This window comes from Pseudactinotalea sp. HY160, from assembly GCF_009372055.1.
Taxonomy (GTDB): domain Bacteria; phylum Actinomycetota; class Actinomycetes; order Actinomycetales; family Beutenbergiaceae; genus HY158.
On the sequence record NZ_WHMT01000006.1, the window covers coordinates 75,748 to 96,676 of the forward strand.

Here is a 20,929-nt window from a genome sequence, read left to right on the forward strand (position 1 = left end):
AGCTACGCGGAAACCGCGGGCGTGTCCGGGAGTTGGGGAGGCTGTGGACGACCCGGGCCCTACCGCGCCACGGCCGCCCCGATCGCCGCGATCGACTCCCGCATGATCGGGGCGGGGGTGGCGAAGTTGTAGCGCAGGAAGCCGGGCGCCCCGCAGGCCGCGCCCGAGGTGGCGGCCACGCCGGCGCGGCTGCGCAGGTAGTCGGCCGGTTCCGCGGGCAGGCCGGCCTCGCGCAGGTCGAGCCAGCCGAGGTAGGTGCCCTCCGGCGGGATGTACTCGGCGCCGGGCAGGTGCTCGGCCACGAGGCCGGCGAGCTCGCGCCGGTTCGCGTCGAGGTAGCCGATCGTCGCGTCGAGCCAGTCGAGCGCGCCGGTGTAGGCGGCCGTGTGGGCGATGACCCCGAGGGTCGAGGTCCCCTCCGCGGTTCGACCGGCCCGTGCCTGCCACACCGCCCGGTCGGCGTCGTTGGAGAGCACGAGTTGGGCCGCCTTGAGGCCCGGCAGGTTCCACGCCTTCGAGGCCGAGGTGGCCGTGATCGTGTGTCCGGCCGTGGTCTCGTTCAGGCTCGCGTACGGCACGTGCCGGTGCCCGTCGAACACCAGCGGGGCGTGGATCTCGTCGGAGAACACTCGCCCGCCCTTGGCCTCGACCACCTCGGAGATCGCGAGCAGCTCCGCCGGCTCTAGTACCCGCCCGATCGGGTTGTGCGGGTTGCACAGCACGAACAACTGGCCCGGCACCGTGAACGCCGCCGCCAGCGCGTCGAGATCGTAGACGTACCGGTCCCCGTCGCGGACCATCGCCACCTGCACCACCGACCGCGAGCAGTAGCCCGGGATCGTCAGGAACGGCATGTACGCGGGTGTGGGCACGATCACCGGGGAACCGGCCGGGGTGAACCGCTCGATGATCGCCGAGAGCGCGGTGAGCACGTCGGGCAGCGGTCGCACGTCGCCCGGGTTCACGGCCCAGCCGTACCGGTCGGCGGCGAAGCCGGCGAACGCCTGCGCCAGGTCCGCCGTGAGCCGCGGCGGCAGGTAGCCCACGAGCCCGCGGGCGACCGCGTCGTGCAGCGCGGCGGCGATCGGCTCGGCCAGGCCGAAGTCCATCTCCGCGATCCACGCCCCCACGGACTCCGGGAACGCCGACCACTTCATGCCCCCGACGGCTCGCAGCTGCTCGGCGGTGATGGCGTCGTAGGCGCCCATGGCGGAATCCTCTCGTTCGGCGTGATCCTTCGACGAACTGTATTGCCCGCCGCCCGCGGCGTACCGGCGGAGGCCGACTCGTCTCACGAACCGGCCCGGGGCGCCTCAGGAGGGGATGCGGCCCGCCGGCGCGCCGCGCAGGTCGGGATGGGCGAAGGCGAAGCCGGCCCGGGTGCGGCCCACCCGGCGACCTCGTAGCCGCGCTCGGTCAGGTCGCGGACGGCATGCCGGTCAGCGGAAGCAGACCGTCGGGGAGGAGATGCCGTAGCCGAGGGCCTCGAGGAAGGCGAGCGGGTCGGTGGTGTAGGCGCCGGTCGCCGGGTCGAAGTAGCCCGTGGTCCGCGGTGTGGCCTCCTCGCTCCGGTCCTCGGACGGGTCCTCGGATGGGTCGTCCGTGGGCTCCTCGGTGGCGTCGCCCGTCGGCTCGTCCGTGGGGGAGGGGGTGTCCGTCGGCCCGCTCGGCGAGGGCGAGGGCCGATCCGTCGGGGTCTCGCCCGTGGGCGTCTCGCTCGGGTCGGGGGTCTCGCCCGTGGGCGTCTCGCTGGGGTCGGGGGTCTCGCCCGTGGGGGTCTCGCTCGGGTCGGGGGTTTCGCTCGGGTCCGGGGTCTCGCCCGTGGGGGTCTCGCTCGGGTCGGGCGTCTCGGTCGGGTCCGGGCTCTCACCCGTGGGGGTCTCGCTCGGGTCGGTCGGCGACGGCGAGGACTCGCCGTCCGTGGCCGATTCGGACGGGTCGGGGAGGGTGGCGTCGGAGGGGCTCGCCTCGGGTGAGACGGAGGTCGCGGAGGGATCCGGGGCGGTGCCGGCGAGCATCCGCGGCGGCACCATGAGGCCGAGCCCCTTGGTCACGGGCGCCGTGGCGTGGATCTCGACGTGGACGTGGGGCCCGGTCGAGTTGCCGTTCGAGCCGACCTCGGCGATCACCTCGCCGGCGCGGACCTTCTGCCCGGCCTCGACGAAGACGCCGTCGGGGTACATGTGCACGTACCACGAGGAGAACTTCTTGCCGTCGACCTCGTGGTCGACGATCACCAGCTCGCTCGAACGGCCCGCCCGGCCGGGGCCGGTGTAGGAGACGATCCCGTCCGCGACGACGTGGATCGGGGTGCCGAACGGGGCTGCCATGTCGGTGCCCGCATGGAGCATGTAGCGCCCGCCGAACGGGTTGCTGCGCATGCCGTACTTGGAGGTGATGCGGTACGTGCCGGGCATGAGGGGGGAGGAGATGCACACCTCGCCCTCACCCACCTGGGCCTCGCCTTCGGGTGGGGCCGTGGCCGTCACGTTCCCGAAGAGACTCCCGAAGCCGAGGAGGGCTCCGGCCGTGGTCGGCGACACGATCTGCACCGGCACGCTGCTCGGCAGGAGCGGCTGGGTCAGCGCGGGGCTGCCGACGTCGACGAGCGCCGGGTCGACCGCGGAGTAGGCGGGCTCCGGTGGGCGCCCGGCCCCCGTGATGGTGATCGCCACGAGCACGGTCGCGGCAGCCAGCATCGCGCCGGTGTGGCGACGGTTGCTGCGTGTGGGGCGCGCGTTGCGGTGGAACCATCGCGACGGTGAGAGTGGCATGCGTGAACGGATCTTCCTCGTGGACGTTGGTCACCGAGTGTAACGCTCATCACTGTACCCGTCAGTTCGTGATGCCTCATACCCCTCCGCGGCACCACGCCCCCGCCAATGCAGAGGGCCGGATCGCTCCCGAGGGAGTGATCCGGCCCTGTGCCGTGCAATCGACCTGCTGGTGTCCGGAGGGGGACTTGAACCCCCACGCCCGATAAAGGGCACTAGCACCTCAAGCTAGCGCGTCTGCCATTCCGCCACCCGGACGGGTGGTGTTCTCCGGCAACTTCGATTGCCTTTGAACGCAGGTAAACGTACCACGGGGGCAGAGGGTGGAACCAATCCTGCCCCGCGGGCGCATGAGACGCCGATCACAGCGGCGCCCAACTAGGCTGAGCACACCGACGAGGCCGTGCACACCGACGAGAAGGGCCGACCGTATGTCCGCATCGACCACCCGCGCCGACCAGCTCCGCCGGGCCGAACTGGATGCGGTGCGCATGTGCCGCGAACTCATCCGGATCGACTCCACCAACCCCGGCGACAACACGGGCCCGGGGGAGCGTGCCGCCGCCGAGTACGTGATGGAGCAGCTGACCGACGTCGGCTACGACCCGGTCTACCTCGAATCCGACGACCGCCGCGGAAACGTGATTCTGCGGATCCCCGGCACGGACTCCGCCCGCGATGCCCTCGTGGTGCACGGCCACACCGACGTCGTGCCCGCGGACGCCTCCGAATGGAAGATGGATCCGTTCGGCGGCGAGGAGATGGACGGCATGATCTGGGGCCGCGGGGCCGTGGACATGAAGAACATGGACGCGATGATCCTCGCGGTCGTGCGCGACATGAAGCGCTCGGACTGGCGACCCCGCCGCGACCTCGTGGTCGCGTTCTTCGCCGATGAGGAGGCGGGCGGCACCTACGGGGCCCGCTGGCTCGTGGACCGCCACGCGGACCTGTTCGCCGGGGCGACCGAGGCGATCAGCGAGGTCGGGGGCTACTCGGTGGAGGTGGACGGCCGCCGCGTCTACCTCCTGCAGACGGCGGAGAAGGGCCTGGCATGGCTGCGCCTGCTGGCGCGGGGCACGGCGGGGCACGGCTCGCAGATCAACACCGACAACGCCGTGACCGAGCTCGCCGGCGCCATCGCGCGGATCGGCGCCCACCGCTTCGAGACGGCGCTCCACCCGACCGTGCGCGACCTCCTCGCCGGTGTCGCCGACCTGACCGGGCGCCCGTTCGACCCGGCGGATCCGGCCACGATCGACGACCTCGTGGCGGCCCTGGGCCCGGCCTCGAAGTTCGTGGGCGCGACCCTGCGCACGAACGCGAACCCGACCCGGCTCGACGCGGGCTACAAGGCCAACGTCATCCCCGGCGGTGCCAGCGCCGCGGTCGACCTGCGGTTCCTGCCCGGGGAGGAGGAGGCGGCGATGGCCACGATCGCCGAACTCGCCGGCGAGAACATCACAATCGAGGACATCCACCGCGATATCGCCCTCGAGGCGCCGTTCTCCGGTGGCCTCGTGGACCGGATGATCGGCTCCCTCGACGCGGAGGACCCCGGCGCGCTCGTGCTGCCGTACATGCTCTCCGGCGGAACCGACAACAAGTCCCTCGCCCGACTCGGCATCACCGGCTACGGCTTCGCGCCGCTGCGGCTCACTCCGGACCTCGACTTCGCCGGCATGTTCCACGGGGTCGACGAGCGGGTGCCGGTCGACGCGATCGAATTCGGGGTGCGGGTGCTGGCCCGCTTCCTCGCGGACGCCTGAGAGAGGTGTTCAGGAGCTGTAGGCGAGCTCGGGGTCGAAGGTCGACCGGACACGGATGATGCGCCGGCGCAGCCACACCTTGCGTTCCCCGCCCATGTAGATCCGGTGCCGGGCGAGCTCCCAGCGGCCGTATTCGGCCTGCTCCGTCAGGAGCGAACGCACCTCGCCGCGGCTGACCCCGCGCGGCAGGGTGACCACCCGGACCTCGTACTCGGCGGCTGACTGACGACTCACTGCCATGGGCCCACCATAATCGGTCGTGCGGTTTGCGCGCAGGAGCGATACCGTCTGTGTCATGCCCATCGACCCGCGCGCCGCGCTCGACCAACTCATCGCCGCCTTCGAGGATCACTACGCGATCGCCATGCAGGTCCACGACGCCGATGACGACGCGGTGCTCGACTCCGCCGACGAGCTCGGCGACGCCTTCGACATCTACGACGAGGCCCTCTTCGAGGCCACCGGCGTCGACACCCCGCTCGACAACATCGACGACGACGACTACGACGATGATGATGACGACGAGGACGACGACCTCGACGACGAGGGCGACGAGGACGACGAGGACCTCGACGACGAGATCGACGAGGACGACCTCCACGCCGAGGAGCGCGACGGCATCGACCTCTAGCTAGGAGACCTCGTCGAGCACCGCTCGGATCTGTGCCGGCAGCACGAGGTCGTCACCGCTGAGGAGCCCGGCGAGCTGGGCCGGCGTCCGCGCGCCCACGACGGCGCTCGCCACCTGCGGGGCGTCCCGCACCCATGCGAGGGCGACCTCCGCCGCCGTCCGCCCGAGCCCGTCGGCGGCCGCGGTCACGGCCTCGACGATCGAGCGCGCGTCCTGAGTCAGGTACGGCTCGACGAAGCCGCGCAGATGGGGCGAGGCGGCCCGCGAGTCCGCCGGGATCGAGTGGCGATACTTGCCGGTGAGCACGCCCCGCCCGAGCGGGGACCAGGCGAGGATCCCGCATCCGAGCCCCGCGCACGCCGGCACGAGTTCCGTCTCGACGTCCCGGGCGAGGAGGGAGTACTCGACCTGTGCCGCGGCCAGGCCCGGCTCGTCACCGAGCAGGGTGGCCGCCTGGGCCGTGCGCCATGCCGGGAAATTCGACAGGCCGACGTACCGCACCCGGCCGGAGGAGACGGCCATCCGCAGCGCGGAGAGGGTCTCGGCCAGGGGAGTGACCGGATCGGGGGCCTGCACGAACCACAGGTCGAGATAGTCGGTGCCGAGCCGCGTCAACGTGGCGTCGAGGGAGGCGAGCAGGTGCCCCCGGGAGGCGTCGACGCCGTCGGGGCGGACACCGGACTTGGAGGAGAGGACGATCTCGTCGCGGCTGACCGAGGTCGTGAGGATCTGCCCGATGACGGCCTCGGCGCGGCCGTCGCCGTAGCTGCCGGCGGTGTCCACGAGCGTGCCGCCGGCATCGAGCAGCGTGCGCAGTTGCTGATCCGCCTCGTGCTCATCCGTGTCGCGCCCCCAGGTGAGGGTCCCCAGACCGATCGCCGATACCCGCAATCCGCTCGAGCCCACGCGCCGCAGTTCCATGGCCGCAGGCTACCTCCGCCAAGGCAGGTTGATCGTTCAAGTGTTTGTTAGGCTCGGGATGTGCATTCATGGTCGCGTCCCGAGATTCCGTCCCTGCCCGGCGCCGGGGTCATCCCGACGATCACCGATACCGCGACGGGACGGGCGATTCGAGCCGTGAGCGGATCGCGCGAGAACCCGACGGCGAGCATGTACGTCTGCGGAATCACGCCCTATGACGCGACGCACCTGGGACACGCCGCTACGTACGTGGCCTACGACGTCCTCTATCGGGCCTGGCTCGACGCCGGCCTCGAGGCGACGTACATCCAGAACGTGACCGACGTGGACGACCCACTGCTCGAACGCGCCGAGGCGCTGGGGATCGATTGGCGTGAGCTCGCCGAGTCCCAGACCGATCTGTTCCGCGGCGACATGGACGCGCTTCGGGTGATTCCCCCCACGGAACTCGTCGGCGTGGTCGAATCGATGCCGCTCGTGGTCGACGGCGTCACCGCGATGGACGACTCCGCCGTCGCCTACCCGGTCGGGCGCGACTACTACGCGGACCTGAGCGTCGATGCGCACTACGGCGAGGAGAGCGGCTACGACCGCTCCACCCAGCTCGAACTCTTCGCCGAGCGCGGCGGGGATCCAGACGTTCCGGGCAAGCGCGATCCGCTCGACCCACTGCTCTGGCGCGGCCGGCGCGAGGGTGAACCGCACTGGGACGGCGGGGTGCTCGGCGAGGGCCGCCCCGGCTGGCACGTCGAGTGTGCCGTGATCGCGCGCAAGTACCTTCCCGTTCCGTTCACCGTGCAGGGCGGCGGGGAGGATCTGATCTTCCCGCACCACGAGATGTCCACCTCGCACCTGCGGATGCTCACCGGCGAGAGCGAGCCGGCCGGGCTGTTCATGCACACCGGCCTCATCGCCTATCAGGGCGAGAAGATGAGCAAGTCGCTCGGGAACCTCGTGTTCGTCTCCGAACTGCTGTCGGACGGCGTGCCCGCCCCGGTCATTCGGCTCCTGTTGGTCGGGCACCACTTCCGCGAGAACTGGGAGTACACGGCCGCCGACCTGGACGTGGCGCGGGACCGGTGGCAGGCCTGGCGGGAGGCGGCGGAGCGTCCCGGCGGCACGGGGGAGGCCGGGGGCGTCGTCCTCACGGCGATGCGGGCCGCGCTCGCGGACGACCTGGACACGCCCGCGGCCGTCGCGGCCGTGGACGAGTGGGCCCGTGCCGGCGGGGGCGACGGGCGACTCGTGCGCGATGCGGTGGACGCGTTGCTCGGGGTCTTGCTCGACGCCTGAGCGCTCGGCCGGCGCTCGCGCGGCGACTGATCGGCGGGTGCGGGGTGCTCGGCGGGGACCACGCCTAGCGGGCCTCCGGGCCCTCGCCGTCGCCGCGTCGACGCAGGAAGCGCTCGAATTCGCGCGCGATCGCCTCGCCGCTCGCCTCCGGCAGTTCGGCGGTGTCCTTCGCCTCCTCGAGCTGGCGCACGTACTCGGAGATCTCGGGGTCCTCGGCCGCCAGTTCGTCGACTCCCTGCTGCCATGCCCGGGCGTCCTCGTCGAGGTCGCCGGTGGCGATGCGCTCGCCCACGACGTCCTCGAGCAGCCCGAGCAGGGCCAGGGTGGCCTTGGGGGAGGGGGGCTGGGCCACGTAGTGCGGGACGGCCGCCCAGATCGAGAGCGCGTGCATCCCGCGCGCCTGCGCCAGCTGGGCGAGCACACCCACGATGCCGCTCGGCCCCTCGTACTCAGACGTCTCGATGTCGAGGAGCGCCTGCACCTTCGTGTCGTCGGAGGTGGCCTGCACCGGGATCGGGCGGCTGTGGGGTGCGTCCGCGAGCAGGGCTCCGAGGCAGACGATCGTGCCGACGTTCAGCTCTTCGGCCTTCGTGAGGAGTTCATCGCAGAAGGTGCGCCATTTGAGCGATGGTTCGACCCCCTGGGCGAACACGATGCTGCGACCCTCGGGGCTGAGCGCGACCGAGAGGGAGGTCACCGGCCAGCTGAGGCGGCGCTCCCCGTCGTCGTCGAGGCTCGTGACCGGGCGGTTCACCTGGAAATCGTGGTACTCCTCGGGGTCGATCGTGTCGACCTCCCGAGCATTCCACTCGGTCGCCAGCCAATGCACGGCGGCGGTCGCGGCGCCGCCGGCGTCGTTCCAGCCTTCGAAGGCCGCGATGAGCATCGCCGGCGCGGATTCGGATTGGGGTAGCGGACTCACACAGCCAGCCTAGTCGGACCATTCCGTGGGCGGCGCAGCGGGTGGCCGTGCGGTCGATCGGTGCCTGCTCGGGGCTGAGCCTCGTCGCGTGGGTGGGCTCCGGCCTGGTGCGGGGTCGGAGGGATGGCCCGGGCGTCGTGGCCGTTCAGTCGACGAGACTGGGCGGGTCCTCAGACGATGGGCGTTCGGACCGGTCGGCCCCGCGACAAGCCGGCCGCCTCGGATGGGCCGGCTGCTTCAGAAGGGTGGTTCGTCGGGGTAGCGGCGGGCGTCGTCTTCCTCGGCGGCGCGGTGGGCTGCGCGGGTGGTGTCGGCGCGGTCGCTCAGGCGGGTGTCTCGGCTGTGGACGATGGCGAGGGTGTCGGGGGTGGCCTGGGACCAGTGGGCCCGGTTGGCGCGTTCGCGCTGCGGGGAGAGCGGCGCGGGCGCGGCGGGCGAGGTCGTCTCGGGCGGGGCCACCACGCCCGGGGCACGGGTTGTGTCCGCGGCATGAGCTGCGCCGGATGCACGGGCTGTCACGATCGGGCCGGACGCGCTGGTGCCGCGGACGGTGGTGCCGAGGGCGGTGTTCTCGGGGGTGCCGGTCTTCGTGCTGGTGGCCGGCTGGATCGCTCCCGTGCCGCCGCTGGTGCCGCCGCTCGTGGCGGCGTTCTCGGTGTTTTCGTGCGTGTCGCGGTGCTCGCCCGTGCCACAGCTCCCGGCGGGTTCGGTGTGCTGAGCGGTCTCGATGCTCTCGGCGGTCTCGATGGGGCCGATGGGGCCGGTGGGGCCGGTGGTGGCCTGGGTGTCGAGGGTGCCCCAGGGGGTGCGTAGGAGGCGGATGCCGTGGGGGCCGGTCCACAGGTAGGTGCCGGCGTCGAGCTTGGCGTAGGACCAGGCCGCGTGACGCCCGCGCGAGGCGGAATCGGTGTGGGCGTGGGTCTTGAGGCGGTGATGCGCCCTGCACAGCGGGGCGAGGTTGCACGGGCAGGTCGCGCCCCCGGTCACGACCACGCCGCCGCCCTCGCCGCTCCCGCTGCCGGCGGCGCTCCCGCCGGCGTCGTGCCCGCCGTGTCCGTCGCGCCCGTCGTGTGCGGCGTGTCTGTCGTGCCTGGTGCGTGTGGTGGTGTGCCAGGCGTCGATGTGGTCGAGGTCGCAGGCGCGGGCGGTGCGGGTGCACCAGGGGAAGGCGCATCGGTCGGTGGTCAGGATGGCCTGGGTGCGCATCCGTTCGGTCGGGGTGTAGGAATCGGTCGCGAGGGGCTCGTCCAGATCGAGGACCGGGCGCACGATGATCTCGGGCACGAAACACGACCCGGACCCACCCGCGCCGGGCAGACCGGTCCCGAGCAGACCGGTCCCAGGCAGACCGGTCCCAGGCAGACCGGTCCCAGGCAGACCGGTTCCGGGCAGCACGGTCTCGGCCAGACCGGTGCCGGGCAGTACGGTTCCGGGCCGTCCCGGGGATGCGGGCGCAGCTGTCCCGTTGAGGCACGGCCCCTCGGGCACACCCGTCCCCTGAGGGCCGGGCGCGGGTGTGCCCGGTGCCGCGGGCGCGTGTGCGGGCGGCAGGGTGGTGGGGCGGTGGAAGAGGGAGCCGAGTTCGGCGGCGGTGATGACCGCGCCGCGGGGTAGGCCGCGGGCCTCGACCCGGACCGGGACCCGGCGCAACCGTTCACGATCGAACCCGCCACCCACGGCCCGCCCGCCGGCACCCGACACACCACGATCACCACGATCACCGGAATCGGAACGATCACCCGGATCGCCGGGATCGCCCCGATCGCCGGGTGGTCGTGGTGGGCTGGTGGTCAGGAGTCCGGCGGGCCAGAGGTCGGCGGCCTGGAGGTGCAGGTACATCAGGATCCGGCCCCGTGGCACGCCCGCACCACCCGTCCCCGGCGCGCCCTGATGACCCGCCGCGCTTGCCGAGCCCTGATGACCGGCCGCGCCCTGATGACCCGGGGTGCTGGATGGTTCGAAGGTTCCGGACTGCTCGGCGACCCCGGACTGCTCGGCGGCCCCGGCCTGCTCGGCCTGCTCGGCGGTGCCATCGGACGGTGGGCAGATACGACCGAACGTGCCCGGCTCGCCCGGGCGGCCGGACTCGCCCGGGCGGACGGACTCGCCCGGGCGGACGGGGGCACCCGGGCGGACGGGGTCGCCCGGTCGGGCGGGCGTCGCGTGCGGGTCGGGCGGGGCTGGTTGGTCGGTGCCGGTGGGGGTGCAGCCGGGCAGGGGTGTGTGGCCGTAGCGGGCGCGGGCGAGGTCGCCCAGGGCGTAGGCGCGTAGGTCTCCGGCGGGCAGGTCCCAGCCCTGGGCCTGGATCATGCCGGCGAGGTGATCGATCACGTCCTGCAGGATCCGGCCATCGGCCGCGGGTAGGACCGCGTGCATGCGCGAGTCCCCGGTGGCGGTCTCGGCGTGGGTGAAGGTGACATCCCGGGCCGGGCCCTGATCGGCGGCTTGTTCGGCGGCCTCGTACTCGGTGGGCATGTGCCGGATGAGGGCCTCCTTGATCAGCCCATCGAGCTGGGAACGTCCGAAGTTCAACGGCACGAGTGAGAGCTGGGAGTCGACGAACCCGCAGGCCTCGACCGACAGGAACAGGGTCGCCGCCGCGATCTGACGGGCCCGCCAGACCCGCACCCGCCCGGCCAGGGCCCGGGCGAACAGCAGCGGGAGCCGGGTACGTAACTGTTCGGCCTCGAGCAGGAGACGCTGGGCGGCGTCCAGGCCCATCCCGGCCCCGGCCGCGAACGTGGAGATCGAGTACTCCTCCACCGTCCACAACCCCCGCTGCCCCGATCCCACACCCGGAACCAGATCCGCGGCCGTCAACGGATGCGACGCCGGATCCGTAGCACGATCCAGCACGCTCGTCACGCCGTCGGGACCATCGCTGCTGCTCCGGCTGCCGCTCCTCCGGGTGTTCGTGTTGTTGTTGGCGGCGGCGGTGTGGATCGCGGTGATCTCGCGCTGGCGGGCGTCGTGATCGATCTGGTCCCATTCGGCCTTCTGGGCCAGGGTGGCCTCCACGACCAGCGGGGGCAGATGGGCCAGGGTGTCCTCCCCCTCGTCCTCGGCCGCGATCACATACGGATGATGCTCGACCCACATCGCCGCCAACGCGAGCCGCTCGATCATCACCTCGTCCATGACCTCCCGGCCCCGACGCAGCCGGGCGAGCATGGCCGAATCATCGACCACCTCCCGCTCGAACCGCTGAAGTTCCATAGAAAACATCGTCCCAGCACCCACCGACATTCCCCCGAGACACCATCGGTGACTCGGTGACTCGGGGACTTAGCGAATCGGCGACTCGGCAACGGGTTGCGTCCGGTGGGGGTCGCGGGCCGGAGTTCGTGACCCTCGGCCGCACGGCTGCGGGACGCGGCTGGCCGGGACGAGGCCGGCGACGGGCCAGTGCATGCCGGCTCGTTCGGAGGGTCGTTCGACGATGGTGTCGCAGCCGGACTCGACCGGGCCGGAGCCGAGGGGAGACGCATGGCGGGAACCCGCACCTGCGCGACCGGCCCGAGCGGGCACGACCGGCGGACGCGAGCGCGCACGGAATCGGTGCCGGCACGATGCCGAGAGCAGGAGGTAGGAGAGCCGAACCCGCAAATCCGCGGGTACACCGAGGGACGCGCTGCATTCCGCGACGGAGGAGACCGACGAAACCCGCGGGCCGTCGTCCCCACGCGAGCGCCGTCGGACCGAACCACACGCGGACGGATCGTGCGCGACTCGACTCCGGTCGACGGAGCCGAGTCGAGTCGAGCAGCACCGGCGGGACTCACGCGGGCCAGGTCCACTCCCTGATCTCGGGAGGATCCTCGCCGTGGGCGCGCGTGTACGCCCGGGCCGTCGTGCGCGCGTCGGCCATCTCCTGGCGCAGCTCGGCCGCGCGAGTGCCGAGCCCCGGCACTCGGTCGATCACGTCCATCACCAGGTGGAACCGGTCGAGCTCGTTGAGCATGACCATGTCGAACGGGGTGGTCGTGGTGCCCTCCTCCTTGTAGCCGCGCACGTGGATCCGGGAGTGGTTCGTGCGCCGGTAGGTGAGCCGGTGGATGAGCCACGGATACCCGTGATAGGCGAACACCACGTGCTTGTCCGTGGTGAACAGCGAGTCGAATTCCCGGCCGGGGAGCCCGTGCGGATGCTCCCGCTCGTCCTGGAGGCGCATGAGGTCGACCACGTTGATCACGCGGACCCGCAGCTCCGGGAGACGGGTGCGCAGCAGGTCGGCGGCCGCGAGGGTCTCGAGCGTCGGCACGTCTCCCGCGCACGCGAGGACGACGTCGGGGTCGCCGGCATCGTTGCTCGCCCACGGCCAGATCCCGATTCCCCGGGTGCAGTGCGCGACCGCCTCCTCGATCGTGAGCCACTGGGGCTGCGGCTGCTTGCCCGCGACCACCACGTTGACGTAGTCGCGGCTGCGGAGGCAGTGATCGTAGGTGCTGAGCAGCGTGTTCGCATCCGGTGGGAGATACACCCGGATCACGTCCGCCTTCTTGTTCACCACGTGATCGATGAAACCCGGGTCCTGGTGGCTGAAGCCGTTGTGATCCTGGCGCCACACGTGCGAGGAGAGGAGGTAGTTGAGCGAGGGGATCGGCATCCGCCACGGCAGGGTGCGGGTGACCTTGAGCCACTTGGCGTGCTGATTGAACATGGAGTCGACGATGTGCACGAACGCCTCGTAGCTGTTGAACAGGCCGTGTCGGCCCGTGAGCAGGTAACCCTCGAGCCAGCCCTGGCACAGATGCTCCGAGAGCACCTCCAGCACCCGCCCGGTCGGGGTCAGGTCGGCATCGCCGGGCAGGCGGTCCCCGATCCACGCCTTCCCGCCGGCCTCGATCGTGGCATCGAGCCGGTTCGAGGCCGTCTCGTCCGCGCCGACGATGCGGAAGTTGTCCGGGTTGCGCCGCACGACCTCGGCGAGCCAGCCGCCCAGCACCCGCGTGGCCTCGGCGACCGCCCCGCCCGGGGCGGGTACGGCGACGGCGTACTCCCGGAAGTCCGGGAGGTGGAGGTCGCGGGTGAGATGGCCGCCGTTCGTGTGGGGATTGGCGCTCATGCGCCGCGTGCCGGTGGGATTGAGGCGGCGGGGCAACTCGGCGAGGCGCCCGTCGGCGTCGAACAACCCCTCGGGCCGGTAGCTGCGCATCCACTCCTCGAGCCGGCGGCGATGCGCGGCGTTCTCGCGCACCCCACTGAGCGGCACCTGGTGTGCTCGATGGGTGTTCTCGATCGGGGTGCCGTCGACCTCCCGCGGCCCGGTCCAGCCTTTCGGCGTGGCGAACACGAGGACCGGCCACGCCGGCCGGATCGTCTCCCCGCCGGCGCGGGCCGCGTGTTGGATACGGGCGATCTCGTCGAGCACCTGGTCCAGCACCTGCGCGAACCGCGTGTGGACGGCGCGCGGGTCCTCCCCGTCGAAGCCGCCCGAGAACCAGTACGGCCGGTAGCCGTAGCCGGTGAGCAGCGCGGTCAGCTCCTCCGGTGAGATGCGGGCCAGCACCGCCGGATTGGCGATCTTGTAGCCGTTGAGGTGCAGGATCGGTAGCACGGCGCCGTCGGTGACCGGGTCGAGGAACTTGTTGGAGTGCCAGGAGGCGGCGAGCGGCCCGGTCTCCGCCTCGCCGTCGCCGATGACCGCGGCCACGATCAGGCCGGGGTTGTCGAAGGCCGCTCCGTAGGCGTGGGCGAGGGAGTAGCCCAGTTCCCCGCCCTCGTGGATGGAGCCGGGCGTCTCGGGCGCGACGTGGCTGGGGATCCCCCCGGGGAAGGAGAACTGTCGGAAGAGCGCGCGCATCCCCTCGGCGTCGTCCCCGACCGCCGAGTAGATCTCGCTGTAGGTTCCCTCGAGCCACGCGGCCGACACGAGCGACGGGCCGCCGTGGCCCGGACCGGAGACATAGAACATGTCGAGGTCCCGTTCGATGATCGCCCGGTTCAGGTGCGCGTACAGGAAGTTCTGCCCGGGGGAGGTGCCCCAGTGCCCGAGGAGTCGGGGTTTGATGTGCTCGGCTCGCAACGGCTCCCGCAGGAGCGGGTTGTCGAGCAGGTAGATCTGCCCGACCGAGAGATAGTTCGCGGCCCGCCACCAGGCATCGACCGCAGCCACCTGTGTCTGATCCATCCGTCCACCATCGCGCGCCGGGCCCGGCCGGACCAGGGGGAGGGGGCTGGAAAAACGGCCCGTCCGCGGGATACGACTAGGCTGGCGGGGCGTACATGGGCCGAGACGAACGTGGGAGAACCGGTTGCCTCAACTTGACAGCAGCGTCCGGGCGGAGGAATCCGCCGTCGCCGAGCAGCGACTGCCGGCGGCCGTCCTGTGGGACATGGACGGCACGCTCATCGACACCGAACCGCAGTGGATCGGCGCCGAGATGGCGCTCTCCCGCGCCCACGGGGGCACATGGGACGAGGGCCTTGCCATGGAGCTCATCGGCAAGGCGCTCACCGACAGCGCCGCCCTGCTGCGCGAGCGCGCCGGGATTCCGCTCGGAGACGAGGAGCTCGTCGAGGCCCTCATCGGGCAGGTCGTCGAGAAGGTCCGCGCGGGCGAGGCCGCCTGGCGGCCCGGAGCAGTCGAGCTGCTCGCGGCCCTGCGGGCGGCCGGCGTCCCCTGCGTGCTCGTGACGATGTCCTATGCCCGGCTCGCGGACGTGGTCGTCGACATGCTTCCCCCGGGCAGCTTCGCGGCGCGCATCACCGGCGACATGGTCACCCGCGGCAAGCCGCACCCGGAGCCGTACCTGACCGCGGCCGAACGCATCGGGGTCGACATCGCCGACTGCGTGGCGATCGAGGACTCCGTCCCCGGCGTCGCATCGGCGCTCGCCTCGGGCGCCCGGGTCCTCGGGGTGCCGGCGCACGTGCCCCTGCAGGCCGAGCCGGGCGTGCGGATCATCGAGACCCTCGCCCGCGTGGCGCCCACCGATCTCCTCCCGCTCACGGATCCCGACGCCGCATGAGAACCCCGGCCGCACCTCGGCCGTCCTCCTCCCGCCGTTCGACCACCCCGGGCCTGCGCGTCGGCTCCGTCGCGGGGGCTCCGATCGTGCTCACCCGTGGGTGGGCGCTCATCGCCGTCGTGCTCGTGGTGCTCTTCACCCCGATCGTGCAGAGCCGGCTCGGGATCACGGGCCTGCTGCCGGCCGGGGCGATCGCGCTCGCGATCCCGCTGCTGCTCGCGCTGAGCGTGCTCGCCCACGAACTCGCGCACGGGCTCACCGCCCGCCGCGCCGGCTACGACGTCGACGAGTTCGTCATCTCCCTGTGGGGCGGACACACCTCCTTCGCTCGCGACATCGATCGCCCGGGCGCGTCGGCGCTCGTCGCCGTCGTCGGTCCGCTCGCCAACGCGGCGATCGCGGTGGCGTGCTGGTGGGCGGTCATGGTCACGCCCGGGCACGCCATCGGCTTCTTCCTGCTCACCACGATCGCGATCACGAACGCCGTGGTGGCCGTGTTCAACCTCGTGCCCGCGCTCCCGCTCGACGGCGGCCGCCTCCTCGAGGCACTCATCTGGAAGATCACCGGGGACCGCTACCTCGGGATGCGGATCAGCGGCCGCTGCGGGCAGGTCGCGGCCGTGCTCATCGCCGTGGGAGTCCTCGGCTGGCCCCTGCTCTCGGGGCGGCGCCCCGAGCTGACCACCGCGATCTGGGGCATCCTCATCGCGGGCGTCATCTGGCAGGGCGCCGCGGCGAGCGTTCGCGTGGCCCGGGCGCGGGCCCGGGCGGCCGACTTCGACGTGCACCACTTCCTCCGCCCCGCCCGGCTGCTCCCCGAGGCGGCGAGCGTGGCCGACGTCCAGGCCCTGCCCACCCTCGTCCTCGACGCCTCCGGCCGCCCCCTCGGCGTCGTCGACGGCGCCGCGCTCGCCGCCGTACCCGGGCCCGTCCGCGCCGGCACACCCGTGACCGCCGTGCTCGACGCGAGCGCGCCGGTGGCCGTCATGACCGAGACGGCGGGCCCCGCCGCGCTCGGCCAGTTGGCGCAGATCCTCCAGCATCGCAGCGGCAACGTGACCGTCGTCATGAGGGACGGCGCCGCCACAGCCATCGTCGACGTCACCGCCGTCATCCATCGCCTCGAGACCGGCGGCTGAGCCGCCCTCGACAGGCCGCGGACGACGTCTGCGGCGCCGGCGGGATCAAGGCGTCCGGCCGGTGCGAGCGGCTCAATTAGACTGGCCGGTCGTGAGCATCGAACCCACCGGCGCCGACGTGCGCCGAGGCCCCTTCCGCACGGGCGACAAGGTCCAGTTGACCGACCCCAAGGGGCGGCTGTCCACGATCACGCTCGAGGAGGCCGGGGCCTTCCACACCCATCGCGGCTGGTTCTCCCACGACGCCCTCATCGGCGCGCCCGAGGGCACCGTGGTCGCCTCGAGCGGCGGGATCGAATACCTCGCGCTGCGCCCGCTCCTGAGCGACTACGTGCTGTCCATGCCGCGCGGGGCCACGGTCATCTATCCCAAGGACGCCGGCCAGATCGTCACCGAGGCCGACATCTACCCGGGCGCCCGGGTCGTCGAGGCCGGCGTCGGCTCCGGCGGGCTCACCCTCTCGCTCCTGCGTGCCGTCGGCGACGCGGGCAGCGTGCTGAGCATCGAGCGCCGGGAGGACTTCGCGGCGATCGCGCGGGGGAACGTCGAGAACTTCTTCGGCGGCCCCCACCCCGCCTGGCGCCTCGAAGCGGGGGACTTCGCCGACGTGCTGCCGCGGGTCGCGGCCCCCGGCAGCATCGACCGGATCGTGCTCGACATGCTCGCCCCGTGGGAGAACATCGACGCCGCGGCCGGGGCCCTCGCCCCGGGCGGACTGCTCGTGGCCTACGTCGCCACGACCACCCAGCTCTCGCGCCTCGCCGAGGACATCAAGGACGACGGCCGCTGGACCGAGCCGATCGCGTGGGAGACCATGGTCCGCGGCTGGCATCTCGAGGGACTGGCCGTCCGGCCCGACCACCGCATGGTCGCCCACACCGGCTTCCTCATCTCCACCCGCCGCCTCGCCCCGGGAACGGTGGCCCCGACCCGACGCCGCCGCCCGGCCCCCGGCGCCTACTCCGAGCCGCCGGTCGAGGTCGACCCGGCGCGCCTCGCCGAGGACCTGGGCGAGCGGGAGGTCTCCGCGAAGAAGATCCGCCGGGTGCGCCGCGCCCACGAGGCCGATCGCGCAGCGCGGGACGGTCGCGCCGCCCGCCACGTGGACCCGGCCTCCCCGGACGCGGATTCTGTGCCTATCGTGGAGGAGGAGGTGCCCGATGAGTGACGTTCCCGGTCGGATCGGTTCCGGCGCGCGCACGATCGACGAGGTGCGCAAGGAGGCCGTGGATCTGGCGGCCAAGAACGAGCGGCTCGTGGCCGCCCTCACCTCGGCGCGCACGCAGCTGGTCGAGCTGCGTGGCCAACTCGAGGAGATGAGCAGGCCCCCGGCCTCGTATGCCACGTTCCTCGCCCGACACGAGGACCGCACGGTCGACGTCTTCTCCTCCGGGCGGAAGCTGCGCCTGGGGGTGGTCGCTGCGATCGACATCGACGCGCTGCACCCCGGCCAGGAGCTGCAGCTCAACGACGCCATGACCGTCGTGGCGGCCGGCGAGTACGAGCGAGCCGGCGAGTTGGTCACCGTGAAGGAGACCTACGGCGCCGATCGAGTGCTCGTGGTCGGGCGTGCGGACGACGAGCGCGTCCTTCGCCTGTCCGGTCCCCTGCTCGCCGAGCCGGTCCGGGTGGGCGACACCCTGAGCGCGGACCCGCGCACGGGCTTCGCCTTCGAGAAGATCGCCCGCACCGACGTCGAGGAGCTCACGCTCGAGGAGGTGCCCGACGTCGACTACGGCGACATCGGCGGCCTGACCACCCAGATCGAGCAGATCCGCGACGCGGTCGAACTGCCGTTCCTCCATCCCGACCTCTACCGCGAGCACGGACTCAAGCCCCCGAAGGGCCTTCTGCTCTACGGTCCGCCCGGCTGCGGCAAGACCCTCATCGCCAAGGCGGTGGCCACCTCGCTGGCCGCCACCGCGCTCGCGCGCACGGACGGCGCCCCGGCGGGGCGCCGGGACGAGCACGGCGGTTCCCAGGTTGCGCAGACTGCGCAGAAGTCCTACTTCATCAACGTCAAGGGCCCCGAGCTGCTCAACAAGTTCGTGGGCGAGACGGAACGCCACATCCGGCTCATCTTCGGCAGAGCCCGCGAGAAGGCCTCCCAGGGCATCCCCGTGGTCGTGTTCTTCGACGAGATGGAGTCGTTGTTCCGCACCCGCGGCACCGGCGTCTCCTCGGACGTCGAGACGACGATCGTGCCGCAGCTCCTCGCCGAGATCGACGGTGTCGAACGGCTCGACAACGTCATCGTCATCGGGGCCTCGAACCGGGAGGACATGATCGACCCGGCGATCCTGCGGCCGGGCCGCCTCGACGTCAAGGTGAAGATCGAGCGCCCCGACGCCGAGTCCGCGCGCGACATCTTCGCCAAGTACCTCACCGCGGACCTGCCCATCCACCCCGACGACCTCGCCGAGCACGACGGCGGCCACGCGCGCGCGCTCGCCGCGATGATCGATGCGGTCGTCGAGCGGATGTACTCCCGCGAGGAGGAGAACGAGTTCCTCGAGGTCACCTACGCCAGCGGCGACAAGGAGATCCTCTACTTCAAGGACTTCGCCTCCGGCGCGATGATCGCCAATATCGTGGACCGGGCGAAGAAGGGCGCCATCAAGGACCTGCTCGCCACCGGCACCCGCGGCATCCGCCTCGACCACCTGCTCGCGGGCGCCCTGGCCGAGTTCCGCGAGAACGAGGACCTTCCGAACACCACGAACCCGGACGACTGGGCCCGGGTGTCCGGCAAGAAGGGCGAACGCATCGTGTTCATCCGCACGATCGTCCAGCACAAGGGCGCCCCGGAGGCGCACCGGCGGATCGAACAGGTGGGAACCACGGGGCAGTACCTGTGACCGTCCGCCGGATCATGGGGATCGAGACCGAATACGGCGTCGTCGGCGTGGGCGATCCGTGGGCGAATCCCATGCTCATGAGCGCCCAGCTCGTCACGGCCTACGCGGCCGCGGTCGGGCTGGGGCGGGCGCGCTGGGACTTCCACGACGAGGATCCCCTGAACGACGCGCGCGGCTTCCGCCTCGACCGGGCGGCGGCGCACCCCAGCCAGCTCACGGACGGTGACGCCGGTGACGCCGGCGACGCAGCCGACCCGCCGCAGGTGTGGGGCACGGTGACCCAGCGCCGCCGCGCGGACGAGGCGGGTCGGGGCGAACTCACCTCGAACGTCATCCTCCCGAACGGCGCCCGCTACTACGTCGACCACGCCCATCCCGAGTATTCGGGCCCGGAGGTCACCGGCCCGGGCGATCTCGTGCGGTGGGACCGCGCGGGCGACGAGATCCTGCTGCGCTCCTCGCGGCTGCTGGCCCAGTACCCCGGCCTGCCGCCCGTGGCGCTGTACAAGAACAACACCGACGGCAAGGGCGCCTCCTACGGCACCCACGAGAACTACCTCGTCGACCGGGACGTGCCGTTCGCCGACATCGTCTCGGTACTCACCCCGTTCCTGCTCAGCAGGCCGATCTTCTGCGGCGCCGGCCGGGTCGGCCTCGGTCAGCGCGGCGAGCGGGCGGGCTTCCAGCTGAGTCAACGCGCCGACTTCATCGAGGCCGAGGTCGGACTCGAGACGACGCTGCGGCGCCCGATCATCAACACCCGCGACGAGCCGCACGCCGACCCGGACCGCTATCGGCGCCTGCACGTGATCGTCGGCGATGCGAACCTCGTGCAGCCCTCGACCCTCCTCAAGGCGGGCACGATCTCGCTCGTGCTGTGGCTCCTCGAGACCGGCGGCGTGCCGCCGGAGCTGTGGAACCTGCACCTGGCCGACCCCGTCGGTGCCGCGAGCACGATCAGCCACGACCTGACCCTGACCGCGGCCGTTCCCACGACCGACGGCCGGGAGCTCACCGCCCTCGAGATCCAGCGGATCTATCTGGGCGCCGTCCGCGACCGGCTCGCCGCCGAGGCGGCCCGGCCCGGGGCCCCGGCCACCGACCCCGAGACCGCCGAGGTGATGCGCCGCTGGGCCGACGTGCTCGACCGGCTCGAGGTCGACGTGCTCAGCTGTGCCCGGGACGTCGAATGGGTGGCGAAGTATCGGCTGCTCGAGGGGATGCGCACCCGGGACGGACTCGACTGGGACAGTCCTCGGCTCGCCGCCCTCGACCTGCAATGGTCGGACCTGCGGCCCGAGAAGGGGATCTACCACACCCTCGAGCGGGCCGGCGCGGTCGAGGTGCTCGTGACCGCGGAGGAGGCCGCCGCCGCGATCTCGGCCGCCCCCGAGGACACCCGCGCCTACTTCCGGGGCGAGTGCATCCGCCGCTACGGCGACGAGATCGACTCCGCCAACTGGGACGCGGTCGTGTTCGACCTCCCGGGCGAGGAGAATCTGCACCGGATCCCGATGCCCGAACCCCACCGCGGCACCCGCGCTCACGTGCACGACCTGCTCACCGCGAGCCCGACCGCGACCGACCTCGTGGCCGCGCTGCGGGAGGCGTCCGACCCGGGGGCGTGAGCGTCTAGGATCAGAGGGAGAAC

At 72.0% G+C, this 20,929-nt stretch carries 15 protein-coding genes and 1 tRNA gene; 8 read left to right on the forward strand and 8 right to left on the reverse strand.

Annotated elements, in window-relative coordinates; all coding sequences use genetic code 11:
* Positions 1-59 precede the first annotated feature (59 nt).
* The 3 genes from GCG21_RS07705 to GCG21_RS07715 all read right to left on the reverse strand — a co-directional run bounded on the left by GCG21_RS07705 (position 60) and on the right by GCG21_RS07715 (position 3,032).
* A complete protein-coding gene (locus GCG21_RS07705; protein WP_152818795.1) occupies positions 60-1,208 on the reverse strand; it encodes a MalY/PatB family protein in 1,149 nt (382 codons plus the stop codon).
* A gap of 231 nt (positions 1,209-1,439) precedes the next feature.
* A complete protein-coding gene (locus GCG21_RS07710) occupies positions 1,440-2,699 on the reverse strand; it encodes a M23 family metallopeptidase (RefSeq protein WP_194164993.1) in 1,260 nt (419 codons plus the stop codon).
* Positions 2,700-2,944: 245 nt separating this feature from the next.
* Positions 2,945-3,032, reverse strand: a tRNA-Leu gene (locus GCG21_RS07715).
* A gap of 173 nt (positions 3,033-3,205) precedes the next feature.
* Here GCG21_RS07715 and GCG21_RS07720 point away from each other — a divergent pair.
* Positions 3,206-4,543: a M20/M25/M40 family metallo-hydrolase gene (locus tag GCG21_RS07720; RefSeq protein ID WP_152818797.1), complete on the forward strand. Its 1,338-nt coding sequence runs from the start codon at positions 3,206-3,208 to the stop codon at positions 4,541-4,543.
* 9 nt (positions 4,544-4,552) lie between these two features.
* Here the strand turns inward: GCG21_RS07720 and GCG21_RS07725 are convergent, their stop codons facing one another.
* Positions 4,553-4,783 carry a DUF5703 family protein gene (locus GCG21_RS07725; protein ID WP_152818798.1) on the reverse strand — a complete coding sequence of 77 codons (231 nt, stop codon included), beginning with the start codon at positions 4,781-4,783 and terminating at the stop codon, positions 4,553-4,555.
* Between the two features lie 55 nt (positions 4,784-4,838).
* On the opposite strand from GCG21_RS07725, the gene GCG21_RS07730 reads away from it, so the two are divergent.
* A complete protein-coding gene (locus tag GCG21_RS07730; protein WP_152818799.1) occupies positions 4,839-5,174 on the forward strand; it encodes a primosomal protein in 336 nt (111 codons plus the stop codon).
* Here GCG21_RS07730 and GCG21_RS07735 read toward each other — a convergent pair whose 3' ends face one another.
* A complete protein-coding gene (locus GCG21_RS07735) occupies positions 5,175-6,095 on the reverse strand; it encodes an aldo/keto reductase (protein WP_152818800.1) in 921 nt (306 codons plus the stop codon).
* Positions 6,096-6,155: 60 nt separating this feature from the next.
* Here GCG21_RS07735 and mshC point away from each other — a divergent pair, with 60 nt between their 5' ends.
* The gene (gene mshC, locus GCG21_RS07740; protein ID WP_370517387.1) at positions 6,156-7,388 is read left to right on the forward strand and encodes a cysteine--1-D-myo-inosityl 2-amino-2-deoxy-alpha-D-glucopyranoside ligase; all 1,233 of its coding nucleotides are present in this window, start codon (positions 6,156-6,158) and stop codon (positions 7,386-7,388) included.
* 64 nt (positions 7,389-7,452) lie between these two features.
* On the opposite strand, the gene GCG21_RS07745 is transcribed toward mshC, so the two are convergent.
* The 3 genes from GCG21_RS07745 to GCG21_RS07755 form a co-directional block, all read right to left on the reverse strand.
* Positions 7,453-8,274 (reverse strand): PAC2 family protein, encoded by an 822-nt coding sequence (locus GCG21_RS07745; RefSeq protein ID WP_152818959.1) that lies wholly within the window; start codon positions 8,272-8,274, stop codon positions 7,453-7,455.
* 273 nt (positions 8,275-8,547) lie between these two features.
* The gene (locus GCG21_RS07750; protein ID WP_152818801.1) at positions 8,548-11,526 is read right to left on the reverse strand and encodes a hypothetical protein; all 2,979 of its coding nucleotides are present in this window, start codon (positions 11,524-11,526) and stop codon (positions 8,548-8,550) included.
* Between the two features lie 562 nt (positions 11,527-12,088).
* On the reverse strand, positions 12,089-14,440 hold the full coding sequence (locus GCG21_RS07755; protein ID WP_152818802.1) for a phosphoketolase: 2,352 nt from the start codon (positions 14,438-14,440) through the stop codon (positions 12,089-12,091).
* 124 nt (positions 14,441-14,564) lie between these two features.
* Between GCG21_RS07755 and GCG21_RS07760 the strand changes: the two genes are divergently transcribed.
* The 5 genes from GCG21_RS07760 to dop all read left to right on the forward strand — a co-directional run bounded on the left by GCG21_RS07760 (position 14,565) and on the right by dop (position 20,906).
* Positions 14,565-15,281: an HAD family phosphatase gene (locus GCG21_RS07760; RefSeq protein ID WP_227993515.1), complete on the forward strand. Its 717-nt coding sequence runs from the start codon at positions 14,565-14,567 to the stop codon at positions 15,279-15,281.
* Positions 15,278-16,420, forward strand: a complete 1,143-nt coding sequence (locus tag GCG21_RS07765) for a site-2 protease family protein (RefSeq protein ID WP_152818803.1) — start codon at positions 15,278-15,280, stop codon at positions 16,418-16,420. The genes GCG21_RS07760 and GCG21_RS07765 overlap by 4 nt, the downstream gene beginning before the upstream one ends.
* 91 nt (positions 16,421-16,511) lie before the next feature.
* The gene (locus GCG21_RS07770; RefSeq protein WP_370517388.1) at positions 16,512-17,588 is read left to right on the forward strand and encodes a tRNA (adenine-N1)-methyltransferase; all 1,077 of its coding nucleotides are present in this window, start codon (positions 16,512-16,514) and stop codon (positions 17,586-17,588) included.
* Positions 17,581-19,278, forward strand: a complete 1,698-nt coding sequence (gene arc / locus GCG21_RS07775; protein WP_152818806.1) for a proteasome ATPase — start codon at positions 17,581-17,583, stop codon at positions 19,276-19,278. Before GCG21_RS07770 ends, arc begins: the two co-directional genes overlap by 8 nt.
* A complete protein-coding gene (dop, locus tag GCG21_RS07780; RefSeq protein ID WP_370517389.1) occupies positions 19,275-20,906 on the forward strand; it encodes a depupylase/deamidase Dop in 1,632 nt (543 codons plus the stop codon). The genes arc and dop overlap by 4 nt, the downstream gene beginning before the upstream one ends.
* Positions 20,907-20,929 lie beyond the last annotated feature (23 nt).

Coding starts and splice junctions, on each gene's coding strand:
- GCG21_RS07705 (WP_152818795.1), bottom strand. CDS start 1,208: ATGGGCGCCTACGACGCCATCACCGCCGAGCAGCTGCGAGCCGTCGGG.
- GCG21_RS07710 (WP_194164993.1), bottom strand. CDS start 2,699: ATGCTGGCTGCCGCGACCGTGCTCGTGGCGATCACCATCACGGGGGCC.
- GCG21_RS07720 (WP_152818797.1), top strand. CDS start 3,206: ATGTCCGCATCGACCACCCGCGCCGACCAGCTCCGCCGGGCCGAACTG.
- GCG21_RS07725 (WP_152818798.1), bottom strand. CDS start 4,783: ATGGCAGTGAGTCGTCAGTCAGCCGCCGAGTACGAGGTCCGGGTGGTC.
- GCG21_RS07730 (WP_152818799.1), top strand. CDS start 4,839: ATGCCCATCGACCCGCGCGCCGCGCTCGACCAACTCATCGCCGCCTTC.
- GCG21_RS07735 (WP_152818800.1), bottom strand. CDS start 6,095: ATGGAACTGCGGCGCGTGGGCTCGAGCGGATTGCGGGTATCGGCGATC.
- GCG21_RS07745 (WP_152818959.1), bottom strand. CDS start 8,274: ATGCTCATCGCGGCCTTCGAAGGCTGGAACGACGCCGGCGGCGCCGCG.
- GCG21_RS07750 (WP_152818801.1), bottom strand. CDS start 11,526: ATGGAACTTCAGCGGTTCGAGCGGGAGGTGGTCGATGATTCGGCCATG.
- GCG21_RS07755 (WP_152818802.1), bottom strand. CDS start 14,440: ATGGATCAGACACAGGTGGCTGCGGTCGATGCCTGGTGGCGGGCCGCG.
- GCG21_RS07765 (WP_152818803.1), top strand. CDS start 15,278: ATGAGAACCCCGGCCGCACCTCGGCCGTCCTCCTCCCGCCGTTCGACC.
- arc (WP_152818806.1), top strand. CDS start 17,581: ATGAGTGACGTTCCCGGTCGGATCGGTTCCGGCGCGCGCACGATCGAC.